Origin of the sequence: Pseudomonas sp. T8 (assembly GCF_024610635.1) — a bacterium.
Lineage (GTDB): Bacteria > Pseudomonadota > Gammaproteobacteria > Pseudomonadales > Pseudomonadaceae > Aquipseudomonas > Aquipseudomonas chlororaphis_I.
In genome coordinates, this window is sequence record NZ_CP102374.1 from 2170663 (window position 1) to 2189881 (window position 19219).

At 64.3% G+C, this 19219-nt stretch carries 14 protein-coding genes; 9 read left to right on the forward strand and 5 right to left on the reverse strand.

From position 1 onward, the window contains the following. Positions 1-14 precede the first annotated feature (14 nt). Positions 15-857: a xanthine dehydrogenase accessory protein XdhC gene (gene xdhC, locus NRG23_RS09640; RefSeq protein WP_053268569.1), complete on the forward strand. Its 843-nt coding sequence runs from the start codon at positions 15-17 to the stop codon at positions 855-857. A 24-nt stretch (positions 858-881) separates the two neighbouring features. Next, positions 882-2186, forward strand: a complete 1305-nt coding sequence (gene guaD, locus NRG23_RS09645; RefSeq protein WP_257374570.1) for a guanine deaminase — start codon at positions 882-884, stop codon at positions 2184-2186. A gap of 177 nt (positions 2187-2363) precedes the next feature. Here the strand turns inward: guaD and NRG23_RS09650 are convergent, their stop codons facing one another. After that, positions 2364-3128 (reverse strand): GntR family transcriptional regulator, encoded by a 765-nt coding sequence (locus NRG23_RS09650; RefSeq protein ID WP_007932193.1) that lies wholly within the window; start codon positions 3126-3128, stop codon positions 2364-2366. A 299-nt stretch (positions 3129-3427) separates the two neighbouring features. On the opposite strand from NRG23_RS09650, the gene NRG23_RS09655 reads away from it, so the two are divergent. Next, positions 3428-4618 carry a benzoate/H(+) symporter BenE family transporter gene (locus tag NRG23_RS09655; protein WP_124313037.1) on the forward strand — a complete coding sequence of 397 codons (1191 nt, stop codon included), beginning with the start codon at positions 3428-3430 and terminating at the stop codon, positions 4616-4618. Positions 4619-4851: 233 nt separating this feature from the next. Here NRG23_RS09655 and NRG23_RS09660 read toward each other — a convergent pair whose 3' ends face one another. Further along, a complete protein-coding gene (locus NRG23_RS09660) occupies positions 4852-5196 on the reverse strand; it encodes a YggL family protein (RefSeq protein WP_007932191.1) in 345 nt (114 codons plus the stop codon). Positions 5197-5429: 233 nt separating this feature from the next. On the opposite strand from NRG23_RS09660, the gene dacB reads away from it, so the two are divergent. Further along, positions 5430-6890: a D-alanyl-D-alanine carboxypeptidase/D-alanyl-D-alanine-endopeptidase gene (gene dacB / locus NRG23_RS09665; protein WP_028682010.1), complete on the forward strand. Its 1461-nt coding sequence runs from the start codon at positions 5430-5432 to the stop codon at positions 6888-6890. Between the two features lie 60 nt (positions 6891-6950). Here dacB and NRG23_RS09670 read toward each other — a convergent pair whose 3' ends face one another. Both NRG23_RS09670 and rlmKL read right to left on the reverse strand, forming a co-directional pair. After that, a complete protein-coding gene (locus tag NRG23_RS09670; protein ID WP_103331029.1) occupies positions 6951-9350 on the reverse strand; it encodes a diguanylate cyclase in 2400 nt (799 codons plus the stop codon). A 126-nt stretch (positions 9351-9476) separates the two neighbouring features. Next, positions 9477-11741: a bifunctional 23S rRNA (guanine(2069)-N(7))-methyltransferase RlmK/23S rRNA (guanine(2445)-N(2))-methyltransferase RlmL gene (rlmKL, locus tag NRG23_RS09675; RefSeq protein WP_257374571.1), complete on the reverse strand. Its 2265-nt coding sequence runs from the start codon at positions 11739-11741 to the stop codon at positions 9477-9479. A gap of 556 nt (positions 11742-12297) precedes the next feature. Here rlmKL and rmf point away from each other — a divergent pair. Beyond that, the gene (gene rmf / locus NRG23_RS09680; RefSeq protein WP_002553055.1) at positions 12298-12513 is read left to right on the forward strand and encodes a ribosome modulation factor; all 216 of its coding nucleotides are present in this window, start codon (positions 12298-12300) and stop codon (positions 12511-12513) included. A gap of 128 nt (positions 12514-12641) precedes the next feature. Here the strand turns inward: rmf and NRG23_RS09685 are convergent, their stop codons facing one another. Then, a complete protein-coding gene (locus NRG23_RS09685) occupies positions 12642-13661 on the reverse strand; it encodes a quinone-dependent dihydroorotate dehydrogenase (RefSeq protein ID WP_009047911.1) in 1020 nt (339 codons plus the stop codon). Positions 13662-13915: 254 nt separating this feature from the next. On the opposite strand from NRG23_RS09685, the gene NRG23_RS09690 reads away from it, so the two are divergent. The 4 genes from NRG23_RS09690 to NRG23_RS09705 all read left to right on the forward strand — a co-directional run bounded on the left by NRG23_RS09690 (position 13916) and on the right by NRG23_RS09705 (position 18941). Further along, complete coding sequence (locus NRG23_RS09690; protein ID WP_198919972.1) at positions 13916-15127, forward strand: CmpA/NrtA family ABC transporter substrate-binding protein; 1212 nt, start codon at positions 13916-13918, stop codon at positions 15125-15127. Positions 15128-15142: 15 nt separating this feature from the next. Next, positions 15143-15718: an ANTAR domain-containing response regulator gene (locus NRG23_RS09695; RefSeq protein ID WP_007932173.1), complete on the forward strand. Its 576-nt coding sequence runs from the start codon at positions 15143-15145 to the stop codon at positions 15716-15718. 333 nt (positions 15719-16051) lie between these two features. Beyond that, positions 16052-17263 carry a NarK/NasA family nitrate transporter gene (locus NRG23_RS09700; protein WP_016704979.1) on the forward strand — a complete coding sequence of 404 codons (1212 nt, stop codon included), beginning with the start codon at positions 16052-16054 and terminating at the stop codon, positions 17261-17263. A gap of 7 nt (positions 17264-17270) precedes the next feature. Continuing rightward, positions 17271-18941, forward strand: coding sequence for a bifunctional protein-serine/threonine kinase/phosphatase (locus tag NRG23_RS09705; protein ID WP_028682005.1), 1671 nt, complete (start codon positions 17271-17273; stop codon positions 18939-18941). Positions 18942-19219: the final 278 nt, after the last annotated feature.

The window sequence follows — 19219 nt, forward strand, 5'->3', positions numbered from 1 at the left end:
TGTTGAGGTGAAACATGTACAACTGGATCAGCGCCCTCGCCGACCTGCAAACCCGCGGTGAACCCTGCGTGCTGGTGACTATCATCGAAGAGCTGGGTTCGACGCCACGCAATGCCGGCTCGAAAATGGTCATCAGCGCCACCCAGAGTTTCGACACCATCGGCGGTGGCCACCTGGAATACAAGGCCATGCAGATCGCCCGCGAGATGCTCGCCAGCGGCAAGCAGGACACCCATCTGGAGCGCTTCAGCCTGGGCGCCAGCCTCGGCCAGTGCTGCGGCGGCGTGACGGTGTTGCTGTTCGAACCCATGGGCCAGGTCCAGGCGCAGATCGCGGTCTTCGGCGCCGGCCATGTCGGCCGCGCCCTGGTGCCGCTGCTCGCCAGCCTGCCGTGCAAGGTGCGCTGGATCGACTCACGGGAACAGGAATTCCCCGAGCAGATCCCCCTGGGCGTGCGCAAGATCGTCAGTGAAGAGCCCGTCGATGAAATCGACGACCTGCCCGCCGGCAGCTACTGCATCGTCATGACCCACAACCACCAGCTCGACCTGGAGCTCACCGCCGCGATCCTCAAGCGCAACGACTTCGCCTACTTCGGCCTGATCGGCTCGAAGACCAAGCGAGTGAAGTTCGAACACCGCCTGCGCGAGCGCGGCTTCGACAACAGCGTGCTGCAACGCATGCGCTGCCCGATGGGGCTGGGCGAAGTCAAAGGCAAGTTGCCTGTGGAAATCGCCATCTCCATCGCCGGCGAAATCATCGCCACCTATAACGCCAATTTCGGCCAGCACAGCGTCCGCGCCGAACCCATTGCCAAGCTGCTGCCGGCCTCGCGCCGCAGCCATGCCTCCCATTAAAAAGCCACGAACCGAGACTGCCTCATGCCTCTGACTCGCAAAGCCTACCGTGCCGCCATCCTGCACAGCATCGCCGACCCCGCCGAGGTCGGCATCGAAGCCTCCTACGAGTACTTCGAGGATGGCCTGCTGGTGGTCGACAACGGCCAGATCAGCGCCCTCGGCCACGCCAGCGAATTGCTCGCCAGTTTGCCCCCCGATACCGAGATCACTCACTACCAGGATGCGCTGATCACCCCAGGCTTTATCGACACCCATATCCACCTGCCGCAGACCGGCATGGTCGGTGCCTATGGCGAGCAGTTGCTGGACTGGCTCAACACCTACACCTTCCCTTGCGAAAGCCAGTTCGCTGACCGGGCCCATGCCGAGGAAGTGGCGGAGATTTTCATCAAGGAGCTGCTGCGCAACGGCACCACCACCGCCCTGGTCTTCGGCAGCGTGCATCCGCAATCGGTGAATGCCTTTTTCGCAGCGGCCGAAAAGCTCGATCTGCGGATGATCGCCGGCAAGGTGATGATGGACCGCAACGCTCCCGACTACCTGACCGACACCGCCGAATCCAGCTACCTGGAAAGCAAGGCGCTGATCGAGCGCTGGCACGGCAAGGGTCGCCTGCACTACGCGGTGACGCCGCGTTTCGCCCCAACCAGCACCCCGGAACAACTGACCCTCGCCGGGCAGTTGCTTGGTGAATACCCCGACCTGTACATGCAGACCCACATCAGCGAGAACCTGCAGGAAGTCGAATGGGTCAAGGAGCTGTTCCCGGAGCGCAAGGGCTATCTGGATGTGTACGACCACTATCAGTTGCTGGGCGAACGCTCGGTGTTCGCCCACGGCGTGCACCTGTGCGACGACGAATGCGCACGCCTGGCGCAGACCGGTTCGGCCGTGGCCTTCTGCCCGACCTCGAACCTGTTCCTCGGCAGCGGCCTGTTCAACCTGCCGATGGCCGAGAAACACAAACTGAATGTCGGCCTCGGTACCGACGTCGGCGGCGGCACCAGCTTCTCGCTGCTGCAGACCCTGAACGAAGCCTACAAGGTCATGCAGCTGCAGGGCGCACGGCTGAGCCCGTTCAAGTCGCTGTACCTGGCCACCCTCGGCGGCGCCCGCGCACTGCGCCTGGAAGAGCGGATCGGCACCTTGCAGCCGGGCACCGACGCCGACTTCCTGGTGCTCGACTACAACGCCACGCCGCTGCTGAGCTATCGCCTGAAGCAGTCCAAGAGCATCGCCGAGACCCTGTTCGTGCTGATGACCCTGGGCGACGACCGCACCGTGGCGCAGACCTATGCCGCGGGCAATCTGGTGCACCAGCGCTAATCCCGAAAACGAAAAATCCCCCGCCTCAGATTCTGGGGCGGGGGATTTTTTTACCTGCTGTAAACCCTGTAGGAGCGAGCTTGCTCGCGAAAAGATCGCCAACGATGACGCGTCTTGGCAGACAGGTCGCCGCTTCGCGGCTATCGCGAGCAAGCTCGCTCCTACAGAGAGATGGCGTTACAGCTTGGCGGGAGAACGGCCCGGCTTCTTGGTTTGCAGCAGGTGCGAGAACACCGCGTGCAGGTCGTCCGAGGCGCTTTCTTCGTCGAGGTTGAGCTTGCTGTCGATGTGATCCATGTGATGCATCATCAGGGTCACCGCCAGCTCCGCGTCGCGGGCCTCGATGGCGTCGATCAACTGGGTGTGTTCATCGTAGGAACAGTGCGAGCGGTTGCCGCTTTCGTACTGGGCGATGATCAGCGATGTCTGCGAGACCAGGCTGCGCTGGAAGCTGATCAGCGGGGCATTCTTCGCCGCTTCGGCAAGCTTCAGGTGGAACTCGCCCGACAAGCGGATACCGGCGCCGCGATCGCCGCGGGAGAAGCTGTCGCGCTCGTCGTTGACCATCTGCCGCAGCTCGGCAAGCTGCTCGGCCGTGGCATGCTGCACCGCCAGTTCGGTGATCGCCCGCTCCACCAGCCGGCGCGCCATGAACACCTGACGGGCTTCCTCGACACTCGGGCTGGCCACTACCGCGCCGCGATTGGGCCGCAGCAGCACCACGCCTTCATGGGCCAGGCGCGACAGCGCACGACGAATGATGGTACGGCTGACCCCGAAAATTTCCCCCAGCGCCTCTTCGCTCAACTTGGTGCCGGGCGCCAGGCGCTGTTCGAGGATGGCCTCGAAGATATGCGCGTAGACAATATCGTCCTGGGTCCCGCTGCGACCGGCCTTGCCTGCTCGCGGTTGTTTCTTGAGGGGTTGCAACTGTTCGTTCATGGGCACTCGAGTCGGGAGAACTGCGGCGAATTGACCGTGACTGTAATACGGCACAGTGGGTCGCTGACAAGTATCGCGTAAAAACAATGGCACATTGTACACAACCCATGGGGTCCATTCGCAATAACTGTATGGTCCAGCGCCTGTCGCAACGACTGTACGGCCATTTGCCGCCCTGGCTGTATTGCAATGAATAGTTACTTTTACGTTTAGGCTTGGCCCCTGCTTTCGTCACCCAACGCCCCTGCGCCGGGCTTTCGGGTGGCAGATATCTTCATCAGAACAAGGAACAGTGCTCCATGTCCGACGCCTCCCTCGCGCCGTTACGCCCCCTGGCCGATACTTCGCCCTCGGCCGTAGTCGCTGGCTTCATCGCCATGATGACCGGCTACACCAGCTCCCTGGTGCTGATGTTCCAGGCCGGACAGGCCGCGGGGCTGAGCAGCGGGCAGATTTCCTCCTGGATCTGGGCCATCTCCATCGGCATGGCCGTGTGCAGCATCGGCCTGTCCTTGCGCTACCGCACCCCGATCACCGTCGCCTGGTCGACCCCCGGCGCCGCGCTGTTGATCACCAGCCTGTCCGGGGTGAGCTACGGCGAAGCCATCGGCGCCTATATCACCTGCGCGGTGCTGGTGACCATCTGCGGCCTGACCGGCAGCTTCGAACGCCTGGTCAAGCGCATTCCGGCCTCGCTCGCCGCGGCGCTACTGGCGGGCATCCTGTTCAAGATCGGCAGCGAGATCTTCGTCGCGGCGCAGCACCGCACTGGCCTGGTGCTGGGCATGTTCTTCAGCTACTTGCTGGTCAAGCGCCTGTCACCACGCTACGCGGTGCTCGCCGCGCTGTTGATCGGCACCGCGCTGGCCGGCGTGATGGGCCTGCTGGACTTCAGCCAGTTCCACCTGGAAGTCGCCACACCGGTGTGGACCACTCCGCACTTCTCCCTGGCGGCGACCATCAGCATCGGCATCCCGCTGTTCGTGGTGGCCATGACCTCGCAGAACATGCCCGGGGTCGCAGTACTGCGCGCCGACGGCTACAACGTGCCGGCCTCGCCGCTGGTCACCACCACCGGTATCGCCTCCCTGCTGCTGGCGCCATTCGGCTCCCACGGCATCAACCTGGCGGCCATCAGCGCGGCGATCTGCACCGGCCCCCATGCCCACGAGGACCGCAACAAGCGCTACACCGCGGCGGTCTGGTGCGGGATTTTCTATGGCATCGCCGGGATCTTCGGCGCCACCCTAGCGGCCTTGTTCGCGGCACTGCCCAAGGAGCTGGTGCTGTCGATCGCCGCCCTGGCGCTGTTCGGCTCGATCATCAACGGCCTGAGCATCGCCATGAGCCAGGTGAAGGAGCGCGAGGCAGCGTTGATCACCTTTATGGTGACGGCCTCGGGCCTGACCCTGTTTTCCGTCGGCTCGGCGTTCTGGGGAATCGTGGCCGGCGTGCTGACCCTGGTGATCCTGAACTGGAACAACGAATAAGCCTGTGGCCGCTGCCGCAGGCTGCGATCGCGACCGAAGGGTGCGCAAGGCCTCAGGATCGCTGAAGCCCTTCGGGCTTATCGCAGCCTACGGCAGCGGCTACAACCCGCCCACGCGAAATCCCGGGAAACAGGCCCGAGGCATATAAAGGTTCTGCGGGGGGAATAAATAGATGAAGGCTGTACAGCGACAGCCGTGAGTCGGTAGCCCGGACGGGCCACCGACTCAGCACATCAGGCTACCGGATTGATCGAGTTTTCCGGGTACCAGACATCCAGCAGCGGGCTGACTTCAACGCTGGTCAGCTCGGTGCGGGCCTTGAGCCAGGCTTCGACCTTGGCACGTTGCTCTTCGCTGACCGAACCGCGTTTGCTCAGGCAAACCAGGCCGAAGTCATCGCCACCAACATAGCCGAGGCCGTTGGCTTCCATCGCTTCTTTGAGGAACGCGTCGAGGAAAGCGTCAATAGCCTCTTCGGCCAGATCTTCTTTGAAATCCAGGTTCAGCTCAAAACCCAGCTCCTGAAATTCATCTACGCACAGTTTTTTGCGCAGACGGCGGGAACGGTTAGTGGCCATGGAACAATCCTCATAAGTAATAACGGGCGGCACTTTACCAGTTTAAGCAACCGATTGCCTGACTCTATGAGGGCCTTGGCCGGCCATTGGGAAAAAAATAGCGGATTCGCCCGACGCGGCACGGCACAAGCCGCTATACCTTGGGGCATAATGCCGACACTTTCGTGACCACTGAGGGAATTTATCGTCATGCCCTCGTCTTTTCTCCCCTCGGCTGTAGGGTTTTACTTCACATGATCAAATCTTTGCGCCCACTTTTTCTTGCCGGTCTTCTTCTGCCCCTGGCCATTTCCGTTTCCGCAGCCCCCGTCAACACCACCCTTTCGCCCAAGGTTCAACAGGCCCTCAAGGCCAGCAAACTGCAAGACAACGCCCTGTCGCTGGTGATGATCCCGCTCAACGGCCCGGGCACGGCCACGATCTACAACGCCGACGTGTCGGTCAACCCGGCCTCCACCATGAAACTGGTCACCACCTACGCCGCCCTGGAAATGCTCGGCCCGACCCACCAGTGGAAAACCGAGTTCTATACCGACGGCACCCTGAGCGGCGGCATCCTCAATGGCAACCTGTACCTCAAGGGCGGCGGCGACCCCAAGCTGAACATGGAAAAACTCTGGTTGCTGATGCGCGACCTGCGGGCCAACGGCGTGCAGCAAGTGACCGGCGACCTGGTGCTGGACCGCAACTTCTTCGTGCAGCCGCAACTGCCGCAGTTCAACGACGACGGCAATGACGAGAACAAGCCGTTCCTGGTCAAGCCCGACTCGCTGCTGGTCAACCTCAAGGCCCTGCGCTTCGTGGCGCGCAATGACTCGGGCAAGGTGCTGATTTCCGTCGAACCGCCGATTGCCAGCATTCGCATCGACAATCAGGTCAAGGCCGTCGGCGGTAAACAGTGCACCGGCAACGTTCGCTACAACCCGGTCCCGCAGGCGGACGGCGGCGTCACCGTGACCGTCAACGGCCAGTTGGGCGACGGCTGCAGCTCGCAGACCTACCTGTCGCTGCTTGACCACGCGACCTACACCGCCGGCGCCGTACGCGCCATCTGGAAGGAACTGGGCGGCAGCATCCAGGGCAAGGACCGCCTGGCCGCCGTGCCATCCAGCGCCAAGGTGCTGGCCCGGGCCTTCTCGCCGGACCTGGCGGAAATCATCCGCGACATCAACAAATACAGTAACAACACCATGGCCCAGCAGCTGTTCCTCAGCCTCGGCGCGCAATACCGCACCGAAGCCGATGGCGACGATGCCAAGGCAGCGCAACGAGTGGTGCGTCAGTGGCTGGCCAAGAAAGGCATCACCGCGCCGCATCTGGTGATGGAGAACGGTTCGGGCTTGTCCCGTGCCGAACGGGTCAGCGCCCGCGAAATGGCCTCCATGCTGCAAGCGGCCTGGAGAAGCCCGTACTCGGCGGAGTTCATCAGTTCGATGCCGATCGCCGGCATGGACGGCACCATGCGCAAGCGCCTGAAGCGCACCGCCATGTCCGGTGAAGCCCATGTGAAGACCGGGACCCTGAACACCGTGCGCGCCATCGCCGGCTACAGCCGCGACAGCAACGGCAACACCTGGGCCGTGGTGGCGATCCTCAACGATCCTAAGCCATGGGGCGCGTCCTCGGTGCTCGACCAGGTGCTGCTGGATCTGTATCGCCAGCCGAAACTGGCAGACACCGCTTCGACCCTGTAAGCCGTCACTTGCAGGTGGCGCGGCAACCCCGCGCCACCTCGCTCCTCTGCCCCACTCGCCTCAAGCCATCTCGGCCTGGACCCGGTCGCGCCCTGCCTGCTTGGCCGCATAGACCCCGGAATCCGCCCGCAGCAACAGCCCGTCGGCCCCTTCGTGCTCCCGCCAGCTGGCGATGCCGAAACTGGCCGTGACAATGCCCACGCCATCGATCGGCGAGCTGCGCAGCCCGCGCCACAGCTCCTCGGCCAGGACATAGGCCTGCTGGCCATCGGTGTCCGGGCACAGCACCATGAATTCTTCGCCGCCCAAGCGGCAAAACACATCCGTGCGCCGCAGACGAAGGCTGATGCGCTCACAGACACCGCGCAGCACCATGTCGCCGATGGCATGCCCATGCTGGTCGTTGATCCGCTTGAAGTGGTCGATATCCAGCATGATCACCGCCAGATTGCCCACCCCGCGCTCGACCCGCGCCATTTCCGTCTGCAGGCGCTCCTGGAAATAGCGGCGATTGTGAATGCCAGTCAGCGAGTCGGTGACCGACAGGGCCCGCAACTCCTCCTCGACCCGCTTGAGGTCGGAGATGTCCGACAGATAGCCATGCCACAGCACTCCACCCCCCGCCAGCTTTTCCGGGGTCGCCTCGCCACGCACCCAGCGCAGGCCGCGCTGTGGCAACTGCACCCGATACTCCTCGCGCCAGGGGCTGAGGTTGCGCGCCGAAGTCCAGATCGAGCCACGCACCCGGGCCACATCGTCCGGGTGAATACGCTCGAACACCGGGTTGGCATCGCGCTGCAACTGCTGCGGATCGATCTCGTAGATGTCGCGGATGCCGTCACTGACGTAGCTGAAGCTGGAATGGCCTTCGGCATCCACCTGGAATTGGTAGATAGCGCCGGGCACATGGGCGCTGAGTTTCTTCAGCAGGCGATCGCGGGCCGCCAGCGCCTCGTGGACCCGCTTGCGTTCGGTGATGTCGATGCAGATGGCCAGGTGCCCGACCCATAAACCGTGATCGTCCAGGACCGGGGTGGCCAGCATGTTCACCACCAGGTGGCTGCCATCGCGGCGCACCAGGGTCCACTCGCGGGTTTCCTCGCCACGCTCTTCGGAACCGTCCACCAGCATCGCCTGGCACATCGGGATCTGCCGGCCGTAACGCTGGCTGAGGGCTTGCGCGCGCGCATTCAGCTCCGCGGGCAGGTGCAGGCTTTCCAGGGTCAGGTGGCCCACCACCTCGGCGCTGTTGTAGCCGAGCATATGTTCGGCGCCGGCATTGAAGGTGCTGATCACACCCCGCAGGTCCGTGGCGATGATCGCTACCTGGGTCGCCGCATTGAGCACGCTGCGCAGCTGCCCATGGGTGCCGCGCAATTCCTGCTCCCGGACCCGCAGCTCCTCGGTGCGCTGTTCCACCAGCCGCAGCGCGCGCTGCCGCTGGCTGACCAGGACATACAGCAAGGCGCTGAGCAGCAGGCTGAGCAGCGTGCCGAGGATCACCTGGCTGGACACCGAAGAATGGTTGGCCTGGAGGAACACCGCGCTGGGGCGGATGTTCACCTGGTAATCATGATCGGCCAGGCTCAGCACCCGGCTCACCGCCAACGGGCTGTCCCCCGGGCCGTTGCTCGATTCATAGAGCTTGCCGTACGACTCGGCGGTCGACAGGTCGATGATCTGCACGAACAGGTTGTCCTGGCTCTGCTCGGGCAGGCCATCGACCACCAGTTGGCGCATGCTGATCACCGCGATCACATAACCGTATGGCTCGGGGGTCGACAGGGCCACATCGGTGCGCAGGCTGACCGGAGTCGCCAGGATGATGCCGCGCGCGTAGGAAGGCTCGACTCCGACCAAGCGCACCGGCTGTGAAACCGCCACGCCCCCGCGCTGCCGCGCCCGTTCGAGGGTATCGCGACGCATCGGCTGGGCCAGCAGGTCGAACCCCAGGGGCGAGCCCAGCGGGCTTTGGGTCTGGCTGTAGAGCACCGGTATGTACTCATCGCGCTCGGCGGCTCGCTGCAGCTTGCCCTCGGCATTCAGGTCGGCAATGAAATAATCCGGCGCCCCCTGCTCCTGCGCCATGCGCTCGAACGACGCACGCTCGGCGCGGCTGACGCGCGGCGCCCAGGCGTAGGCCTGGGTCCGATGCAAGAGAGGTTTGGTGTAACCGTCGAAGTCCTGGCGCGAGACCGTACCGGAATTGATGAAGAAGCGCTTGAGACCATCCAGGCGCTGCTCCTGGTCTTCGAAGCGCTCTTCGATGCGGCTATAACGTTCGCTGGCCAACAGCTGGAAGCGTTGGCGCAACTGCTGCTGATACAGATTGAGGGTCGACCAGGCCAGCAGCCCGGTCAATACACAGCCAAACAGCAATACCAGTAGCGCGACCAGCCAGGCCGACACGTCTTCGCTGATGAAGCCCAAGATTTTCGGGCGTACCGAGTGCAACGACATAAGCAAAACTCATAACGCCAGCGAACATGAGCGTCACATGGGCTTGCATTGAGTTATAGCTATTCGCCACTAATTTGGCTAGAGCAAAGAGCCTTGAAAATCAAGGCTCTGTGGATCCAATCAACATCAGCGGGCGGTGATTTTCCAGGCCCGGTGGATCTTGCCGTTACGGGCAAAATCCGGGTCGATGGTCTTGGCGGTGATCTCCTCGACGGAGTAGCGCGCCGCCAGGTTTTCCTCGAGCTGGAACTTGCGGAAGTTGTTGGAGAAATACAGCACGCCACCGCTGGCCAACCGGGCCATGGCCAGGTCGAGCAGTTGCACGTGGTCACGCTGCACGTCGAATACCCCTTCCATGCGCTTGGAGTTGGAGAAGGTCGGCGGGTCGATGAAGATCAGGTCGAACTCATCGCGGCAGGTCTCCAGCCAGGCCATGACATCGCCCTGCTCCAGACGGTTCTTGTCGGAGAAACCGTTGAGCGACAGGTTGCGCCGCGCCCAGTCCAGGTAGGTCTTCGACAGGTCGACGCTGGTGGTGCTGCGCGCCCCGCCTTTGGCCGCGTGCACACTGGCGGTGGCGGTGTAGCAGAACAGGTTGAGGAAACGCTTGCCGGCGGCTTCTTTCTGAATCCGCAGGCGCATCGGCCGGTGGTCGAGGAACAGCCCGGTGTCGAGATAGTCGGTGAGGTTGACCAGCAGCTTCACGCCGCCTTCGCTGACCTCGGTGAACTTGCCCTGGGCGCTCTGGCGTTCGTACTGCCTGGTGCCGCTCTGGCGCTCGCGACGCTTGATCACCACCCGGCTCTTGTCGACGTTCAACGCCTGCGGAATCGCCGCCAGGGCATCGAACAGACGGGCCTGGGCCTTTTCCGGGTCGATGGATTTCGGCGCGGCGTATTCCTGCACGTGCACCCAGTCGTGGTACAGGTCGATGGCCAGGGAGTATTCCGGCATGTCGGCATCGTAGACGCGATAGCACTCGACGCCTTCGCGCTTGGCCCACTTGCCCAGCACCTTGAGGTTCTTCTGCAGGCGGTTGGCGAACATCTGCCCGCCTTCGCTCAGGCGCGCCTGCTCGACCACAGGGGCTGGCGCCGGCTTGATCGGGTTGCCGTTCTTGTTGTACTGGCGCTCCTGCGGAACCAGCGGCGCCTTGTCGGCCTCGGCCTGTGCCCGCTCGATCTGCCGCTGTTCCGGGGTGCGGCGCTCACCGGTGACGAACTGATCCGGCTGCACCTTGATCAGCAGCAGCTTGCACGGCAAGGCGCCGTTCCAGAACGAATACTGCTTGTGGCTGCGGATGCCCATGCGCTTGCCCAGGTCCGGCGCGCCGGTGAACACCGCCGCCTCCCAGCCCAGGCAGGCCTGACGCAGGCGTTCACCCAGGTTCTGGTAGAGATACAGCAGACTGGCCTCGTCACCCAGGCGCTCGCCGTAGGGCGGGTTGCTGATCACCAGGCCTTTCTGGTTCTGGTCCGGGCGCGGCTCGAAGGTCGCCACTTCGCCCTGGTAGATCTTGATCCACTCACTGAGGCCGGCGCGCTCGACGTTGTTGCGCCCTGGCTGGATCAGCCGTGGGTCGGCTTCGTAACCGCGAATCCACAGCGGCGGCTTGGCCAGGCCAGCCTGGGCCCGCGCCTGGGCTTCTTCGTGCAGCTTGCGCCACAGGGCCGGGACGTGACCGAGCCAGGCGGTGAACCCCCACTGCTCGCGCTTGAGGTTGGGGGCGATGTCGGCAGCGATCATCGCCGCCTCGACCAGGAATGTGCCCACGCCGCACATCGGGTCGGCCAGGGCGCCGCCATTGGCCGCGATACGTGGCCAGCCGGAACGGATCAGGATCGCCGCCGCGAGGTTTTCCTTCAGCGGCGCCGCGCCCTGCTGCAGGCGATAGCCGCGCTGGTGCAGGCTGTGGCCGGACAGGTCGAGGGAAAGGATGGCTTCGCCGCGATCCAGGCGCAGGTGAATGCGCAGGTCCGGGTTGAGCTTGTCGATGGAGGGACGCTCGCCAGTCGGCGTGCGCAGCCGGTCGACGATGGCATCCTTGACCTTCAAGGCGCCGAAGTGGGTGTTGTCGATGCCCGAGCCGTGGCCGCTGAACTCCACCGCCAGGGTGCCGTCCGCCAGCATGTGGTCCTGCCAGTCGACGTCATGCACGCCGTGGTAGAGGTCTTCGGCGTCCTTCATCGGGAAGCGCTTGAGCACCAGCAGTACCCGGTTGGCCAGGCGCGACCAGAGGCACAGGCGGTAGGCGGTCTCCATGTCGGCCATGCCGCGCACGGCCGAGGTATGTTCGCGCGCGTCTTCAAGGCCAAGCCCGGCGGCTTCCTCGATGAGCAGGCCTTCAAGGCCTTTGGGACAGGTGAGGAAGAGTTCGTAGCGATCCGACATGGGAGTTCAGGGCCTTTAGCAATAAGTGAACGGACAACGCATCGTCCGCCCGGTTTTCAATCAAGCGCTTTTCTTGAAGAGCGCTCGCGTGGCACGAATCTGTGCCGTCCCGCCCCTGCTGTTCAGCTCGCCGCTAGCGGTGACCACGGGGGCCAAAAGAGCTTAGATGCCGGGGCAGATAAATAAGTCAGTGAAACAAAAGGTCATAACTCGACCTTTCATCGAATAATACCTGAGTGCAACGGAGTGGAATTCTCACTAAAGCATTAAGCCCATCATCCAGTAAGAGGCTGATCAGAGCGAGGTTTGCCTGACTGAGCCGAGGTAAAGCAGGCCGTTCTTATGGCCTTAGCATCATTATCGTTACGTCCTTATGACAAAACGATCATTCCCACGCTGTGACGCATTGGTTAGAAATCAACTCAGGTTGGCGCCGCAACGACGCCAACACCACGCTCGCGACGCCGGCAGCGAGCACCAACGGCAGAAGCAATCTGCCCGGCCTCAAACGAGGCCGACGGGACATAAGACAGTCAACAAGTGAGGGAAACACCCTATGAGAAGACTTAAGCGTGATCCGTTGGAAAGAGCATTTTTGCGCGGATATCAGTATGGCGTTCATGGCAAGTCCCGTGAGCTTTGCCCATTTACTCTACCGTCGGTACGCCAAGCCTGGATCAATGGCTGGCGCGAAGGACGCGGCGACAACTGGGACGGTATGACCGGCACTGCGGGAATCCACAGACTCAACGAACTTCACGCCGTCGGCTAAAACAGGGCACACATTCCGACACCAAAATCTGAATACGTAACGACTTAACCACGCACGTCCCATCCGGACGGCGGGCTGCGGCCCAGGGGCTCCTTTCAGGAGCCCTTTTTATTGGCCGCGCAAAAAACTCAGCGCAACGCCGCGATCGCGTCCACCGACTCGCGAATCAGCGCCGGGCCCTTGTAGATGAAGCCCGAATACAGCTGCACCAGGCTGGCGCCGGCGGCGATCTTTTCCGCCGCATGCTTGCCTTCGGTGATACCGCCTACCGCGATGATCGGCAAACGCCCGGCCAGCTCGCCCGCCAGCACCTTCACGGTGTGGGTGCTCTTGTCGCGCACCGGCGCGCCGGACAGGCCGCCCGCCTCGTCGCCATGCTCCATGCCTTCGACGCCGACGCGGCTCAGGGTGGTGTTGGTGGCGATGACCGCATCCATCCCGGTTTCGATCAGCGCCTGCGCCACTTCGGCGGTTTCTTCGTCGGTCATGTCCGGGGCGATCTTGATCGCCAGCGGCACCCGCTTGCCATGCTGCACCGCCAGCTCCTGCTGACGCTGGCTGAGGGCGCCGAGCAACTGCTTGAGCGATTCGCCGAACTGCAGGCTGCGCAGGCCCGGGGTGTTGGGCGAACTGACGTTGACCGTCACATAGCTGGCGTGGGCATACACCTTGTCCAGGCAGATCAGGTAGTCATCCACCGCGCGCTCGACCGGGGTGTCGAAGTTCTTGCCGATGTTGATCCCCAGCACACCCTTGTACTTGGCGGCCGCCACCCGGGCCAGCAGGTGATCGACGCCCAGGTTGTTGAAGCCCATGCGGTTGATGATCGCTTCGGCTTCCGGCAGGCGGAAGATCCGTGGCTTGGGATTGCCCGGCTGCGGGCGCGGGGTGATGGTGCCGATTTCGACGAAGCCGAAACCCAATTGGGCAAAACCGTCGATGGCCGCGCCGTTCTTGTCCAGGCCGGCCGCGAGGCCGACCGGGTTCGGGAAGTCCAGGCCCATGACCTTCACCGGCATCTGCGCCGGCGCCTTGCACAGCAAGCCATTGAGGCCCAAACGCCCGCCCGCGCCGATCAGGTCCAGGGACAGATCGTGGGAGGTTTCCGGGGAGAGTTTGAACAACAGCTGGCGGGCCAGGGTATACATGGGCGGGCTTGACTCGGTGGCGGCGAAATGAGGCGGCGATTATAGCCGGGCATGGGGCTCGCAGGCGAGGCACGCGGCGAAATCAGCGGTGGATGGCATATGCCTTGCACCACAAGCTGCATCAGCACCCAGGCCAATGGCGGCGTGGGTCGAAAGACAAAGGCGTCGTTACCCCGCCGGCTCTGCCTGGCGCGGGTGCGACGTTTTTTTATGGAAGCTTTTTATGGCCGCTTTTTTATGGAGGACGCCACCCCATGAATGAACTCCCCGTCAGCCCGCTGGCCTGGGTCAACGGCAGCGACGCCCCGGAAAAGACCGCGATCAACCTCGGTTTCATGGCCTTGAGCGACTGCGCCTCGGTGGTGGTCGCCGCCACCCAGGGCTTCGCCCAGCCTTACGGCCTGACCCTGAACCTCAAGCGTCAGGCGTCCTGGGCCAACCTGCGGGACAAGCTGGTGAGCGGCGAGCTGGATGCCGCCCACAGCCTGTACGGCCTGATCTACGCCGTGCACCTGGGTATCGGCGGCGTCAACGCCAACGACATGGCGGTGCTGATGGGCCTGAACCAGAACGGCCAGAGCATCAACCTCTCGCGGGAGCTGCAGGCGCTGAACGTGACCAGTCCTGAAGCACTGGACCGGCACGTGCACCAAAGCCGGGCAAGATTGACCTTCGCCCAGACCTTCCCCACCGGCACCCACGCCATGTGGCTGTATTACTGGCTGGCCGCCCAGGGTATCCACCCGTTGCAGGACGTCGACAGCGTGGTGGTGCCGCCACCGCAAATGGTCGCGCACCTGCAGGCGGGGCGCATCGACGGTTTTTGCGTGGGCGAACCCTGGAGCGCCAGCGCGGTGAACCAGAACCTGGGCTTCACCCTGGCCACCAGCCAGGCGATCTGGCCCGACCACCCGGAAAAAGTCCTCGGCTGCACCCGCGCCTTCGTCGAGCAGTACCCGAACACCGCGCGGGCGCTGGTGATGGCGATCCTCGAGGCCAGCCGCTTCATCGAGCAGGGCCGCGAAAACCGCCAGAGCACCGCGCAGCTGCTGAGCGCCCGCGAGTACCTCGATGCGCCGCTGGACTGCATCGAACCGCGCCTGCTCGGAGAGTATGCCGACGGCCTCGGCAACCGCTGGCAGGACCCGCACGCGCTACGCTTTCATAATGAAGGCGCGGTCAACCTGCCGTATCTGTCCGACGGCATGTGGTTCATGACCCAGTTCCGCCGCTGGGGCCTGCTGCGCGAAGACCCGGACTACCTGGGCATCGCGCGCCAGGTGCAGCAACTCGAGCTTTATCGTCAAGCCGCCACCGCCGTCGGTGTCGCGTCCCGGGGCCAGGACATGCGCAGCAGCCAGTTGATCGACGGCAAGCGGTGGGACGGGTCGGACCCGGCCGCCTATGCCCGCAGCTTCCAGCTGCACGCCATGAGCGACAGCTCGCCTCTTCTCGCCAGCCGCTGACAGGAGCCCGAGACCATGTTGCGTATCCTGCTGATCAACGACACCGCCAAGAAGGTCGGTCGGCTCAAGGCGGCCCTGATGGAAGCCGGTTTCGAGGTGATCGACGAGTCGGGGCTGACCATCGACCTGCCGACGCGCGTCGAAACGGTGCGTCCGGACGTGATCCTGATCGATACCGAATCACCGAGCCGCGATGTGATGGAGCAAGTGGTGCTGGTCAGCCGCGATCAGCCACGGCCGATCGTGATGTTCACCGACGAGCACGACCCCGATGTGATGCGCCACGCCATCAAGTCCGGGGTCAGTGCCTACATAGTCGAAGGCATCCAGGCCCAGCGCCTGCAGCCCATTCTCGATGTGGCCATGGCCCGCTTCGAGAGCGACCAGGCCTTGCGCGCGCAGCTGCAGGCCCGCGACCAGCAGCTGGCCGAGCGCAAGCGCATCGAGCTGGCCAAGGGCTTGTTGATGAAGATGAAAGACTGCAACGAAGAACAGGCCTACACCCTGATGCGCCGCCAGGCCATGAGCCGGCAGCAGAAGCTGATCCAGGTGGCGGAGCAGATCATCGCCATGAGCGAGTTGCTGGGCTGAATCCCACGGCTGCGGTGCGGCGGCCTATCGCGGGCAAGCCTCGCTCCTACGGAAGAAGACCGTGAGTTTCCGTAGGCGCGAGGCTTGCCCGCGATCAGGGACAGCAGGACTGCAACTCTTGGCACAGATCTGGCTATGTAATCGACACAGGTAACCAACGGCGGTTGCCCCACCTACGACAAAGACGTCGCACACCCTTCTCGCCCCAGGCGATGCGGGTTGCGGCGTTTTTTCGTTTTGGCCCCACAGCCCGGGGCCGGTGGAGCGGCCGTAATGGCGCCCCACGCAAAAGCTCATGACTCCTTTCGAGACTCTTTACAGCTGAGGTGCGCGATGAATTCAAGCTTCTGGAAATCCGGCCACACCCCGACACTGTTCGCGGCCTTCCTCTACTTCGACCTGAGCTTCATGGTCTGGTACCTGCTCGGCCCGCTGGCCGTGCAGATCGCCGCCGACCTGCAACTGACCACCCAGCAGCGCGGGCTGATGGTGGCCACGCCGATCCTGGCTGGCGCCGTGCTGCGCTTCGCCATGGGCCTGCTGGCCGATCGCCTGTCCCCCAAGACCGCCGGGCTGATCGGCCAGGTGATCGTCATCGGCGCGCTGTTCTGCGCCTGGAAGCTGGGCATCCACAGCTATGAACAGGCCCTGCTGCTGGGGCTGTTCCTGGGCATGGCCGGCGCCTCGTTCGCCGTGGCCCTGCCGCTGGCCTCGCAATGGTATCCACCGCAGCATCAGGGCAAGGCGATGGGCATCGCCGGGGCCGGCAACTCCGGCACGGTATTCGCGGCCCTGTTCGCCCCCTTGCTGGCCGGCGCCTTCGGCTGGAGCAACGTGTTCGGCTTCGCCCTGATCCCGCTGGTCCTGACCCTGGTGCTGTTCGCCTGGCTGGCCAAGAATGCCCCGGAACGGCCCAAGGCCAAATCCATGGCCGACTACTTCAAGGCTCTGGGCGACCGCGACAGCTGGTGGTTCATGTTCTTCTACAGCGTGACCTTCGGCGGCTTCATCGGCCTGGCCAGCGCCCTGCCCGGCTACTTCAACGACCAGTACGGCCTGAGCCCGGTCACCGCCGGCTACTACACCGCCGCCTGCGTGTTCGGTGGCAGCCTGATGCGGCCGCTGGGTGGCGCGCTGGCCGATCGTTTCGGCGGCATTCGCACCCTGCTGGTGATGTACAGCGTCGCGGCGGTATGCATCGCCGCGGTCGGTTTCAACCTGCCCAGCTCCTACGCGGCCCTGGCCCTGTTCGTGTGCACCATGCTTGGCCTGGGTGCGGGTAACGGCGCGGTGTTCCAGCTGGTGCCACAACGCTTCCGCCGCGAGATCGGGGTGATGACCGGGCTGATCGGCATGGCCGGCGGCATCGGCGGTTTCGCCCTGGCCGCGGGCATGGGCGCGATCAAGCAAAGCACCGGCAGCTATCAGCTGGCGCTGTGGCTGTTCGCCAGCCTGGGCATACTGGCCTGGTTCGGCCTGCACGGGGTGAAACGCCGCTGGCGGACCACCTGGGGCTCCGCCGCCGTCACCGCGGCCCGGGTCTGAGCCGTCCATGAGCCTGCGACTGAGCCACGCCCAGGCCAGCGCCATCGGGCCGCGCGCGGAGAACCAGGACGCCTTGCGCCTGGTTACCCCGGCGCCGACCCTGGCCGCCAGCAAGGGCCTGCTGTTCGCCATCGCCGACGGCGTCAGCCAATGCGCCGACGGCGGCCTGGCCGCGCGCTCGACCTTGCAGGCGCTGGCGCTGGACTACTACGCCACCCCGGAAACCTGGGCCGTGGCCCAGGCCCTGGAGCGCCTGCTGCTGGCGCAGAACCGCTGGCTGCAGGCCAACGGCGGCGGCCAGCCGCTGCTGACCACCGTCAGCGCCCTGGTGCTGCGCGGCCGGCGCTTTACCCTGGCCCATGTCGGCGATTGCCGGGTCTATCGCTGGCACGCCGATCAGTTGCAGCGCATCAGCGACGATCACGTCTGGGACCAGCCCGGCATGCAGCACGTGCTCAAGCGTGCCCTGGGCCTGGACCAGCACCTGGTGGTGGACTTCCTCGACGGTGAGCTGCGGGAAAACGAAAGTTTCCTGATGCTCAGCGACGGGGTCTGGGCCACCCTGGGCGACACCGCCATCGCCGCGATCCTGCGCGATCAGCTCGACCTCGACAGCGCGGTGCAGACCCTGGTCAGCGCCGCGCACCTGGCCGGCAGCCAGGACAATGCCAGCGCCCTGCTGGTGCGGGTCGAAGCCTTGGGCGAAAGCTCCATTGGCGACGCCCTGATTCACTTGCAGCAATGGCCTCTGCCGCCGCCCCTCAAGCCGGGCCAGCACTTCGAAGGCTGGCAGGTCGCCGAGGTGGTCGGGCAGAGCCAGCAATCCCTGCTGTACCGCGTACTCGATGCGCAACAACAACCCTGGCTGCTGAAAACCCTACCCGGCCATCTGCACGACGATCACCAGGCCGGGCAAGCGCTGCTGTCAGAGGAATGGTTCCTGCGGCGGGTGGCTGGACGGCACTTTCCCGAAGTGCATGCCGCGACCGCCCGCCAGCATCTGTATTACGTGATGCGCGAATACCCGGGGCAGACCCTGGCCGATTATCTGCAACAGCATGGCCCCTTGCCGCTGGCGCAGTGGCAGGACCTGGCTGAGCGTCTGTTGCGGGCCGTGGGCCTGCTGCACCGCCGGCAGATCCTGCACCGCGACATCAAGCCGGAAAACCTGCTGCTCGGCGACGACGGCGAACTGCGCCTGCTGGACTTCGGCCTGGCCTATTGCCCCGGCCTGTCCGAGGATCAGGCACACCTGCTGCCCGGCACCCCGAGCTATATCGCCCCGGAGGCTTTCACCGGCGTGGCGCCGACACCGCGCCAGGACCTGTACGCCGTGGGCGTGACCCTCTACCACTTGCTGACCGGGCATTTTCCCTACGGTGAAATCGAAGCCTTCCAGCGCCCGCGCTTCACCACCCCGGTCAGCGCCAGCCGCTATCGCCCGGACCTGCCGGACTGGCTCGAACAGAGCCTGGAGCGCGCGGTACAGGCCGATCCGGCCCAACGCTATGAAACCGCCGAAGAGTGGTTGCTGCTGCTGGAACAGGGCGAACGCCGCAGCCTCAGCGTGCGCCCCAGGCCACTGCTGGAACGCGAGCCCTTGAAGGTCTGGCGCACCCTGGCGCTGGTCTCGCTGCTGCTCAACCTGCTGTTGCTGTACCTGTTCCTGCATCACTGATAGCGCCTATAACCCTGTAGCCGCTGTCGAGCCCCGGCGAGGCTGCGCTCGACCGCGTAGCGGGCGCCAAGCCAGGCGACCGTGCAGGTCAGGCACACCGAGCTGTCAGGTTTACGGGGCTGCGCCCCGATCGCAGCCTCGCCGGGGCTCGGCAGCGGCTACAGGTTGCTCCAGAAACGGGCAAGACGCTTTGAATCGGTGCAGTTTTTACCCTTCTCGCCTGCGCAAGCCGCGCCAACCCCGCTAAAACCGCGCTTGGCGGAACTTGGCACAACCAC

Bases quoted from the DNA above. Each gene is read 5' to 3' on its own strand.
- xdhC (WP_053268569.1), top strand. From the start codon at position 15: ATGTACAACTGGATCAGCGCCCTCGCCGACCTGCAAACCCGCGGTGAA.
- guaD (WP_257374570.1), top strand. From the start codon at position 882: ATGCCTCTGACTCGCAAAGCCTACCGTGCCGCCATCCTGCACAGCATC.
- NRG23_RS09650 (WP_007932193.1), bottom strand. From the start codon at position 3,128: ATGAACGAACAGTTGCAACCCCTCAAGAAACAACCGCGAGCAGGCAAG.
- NRG23_RS09655 (WP_124313037.1), top strand. From the start codon at position 3,428: ATGTCCGACGCCTCCCTCGCGCCGTTACGCCCCCTGGCCGATACTTCG.
- NRG23_RS09660 (WP_007932191.1), bottom strand. From the start codon at position 5,196: ATGGCCACTAACCGTTCCCGCCGTCTGCGCAAAAAACTGTGCGTAGAT.
- dacB (WP_028682010.1), top strand. From the start codon at position 5,430: ATGATCAAATCTTTGCGCCCACTTTTTCTTGCCGGTCTTCTTCTGCCC.
- NRG23_RS09670 (WP_103331029.1), bottom strand. From the start codon at position 9,350: ATGTCGTTGCACTCGGTACGCCCGAAAATCTTGGGCTTCATCAGCGAA.
- rlmKL (WP_257374571.1), bottom strand. From the start codon at position 11,741: ATGTCGGATCGCTACGAACTCTTCCTCACCTGTCCCAAAGGCCTTGAA.
- rmf (WP_002553055.1), top strand. From the start codon at position 12,298: ATGAGAAGACTTAAGCGTGATCCGTTGGAAAGAGCATTTTTGCGCGGA.
- NRG23_RS09685 (WP_009047911.1), bottom strand. From the start codon at position 13,661: ATGTATACCCTGGCCCGCCAGCTGTTGTTCAAACTCTCCCCGGAAACC.
- NRG23_RS09690 (WP_198919972.1), top strand. From the start codon at position 13,916: ATGAATGAACTCCCCGTCAGCCCGCTGGCCTGGGTCAACGGCAGCGAC.
- NRG23_RS09695 (WP_007932173.1), top strand. From the start codon at position 15,143: ATGTTGCGTATCCTGCTGATCAACGACACCGCCAAGAAGGTCGGTCGG.
- NRG23_RS09700 (WP_016704979.1), top strand. From the start codon at position 16,052: ATGAATTCAAGCTTCTGGAAATCCGGCCACACCCCGACACTGTTCGCG.
- NRG23_RS09705 (WP_028682005.1), top strand. From the start codon at position 17,271: ATGAGCCTGCGACTGAGCCACGCCCAGGCCAGCGCCATCGGGCCGCGC.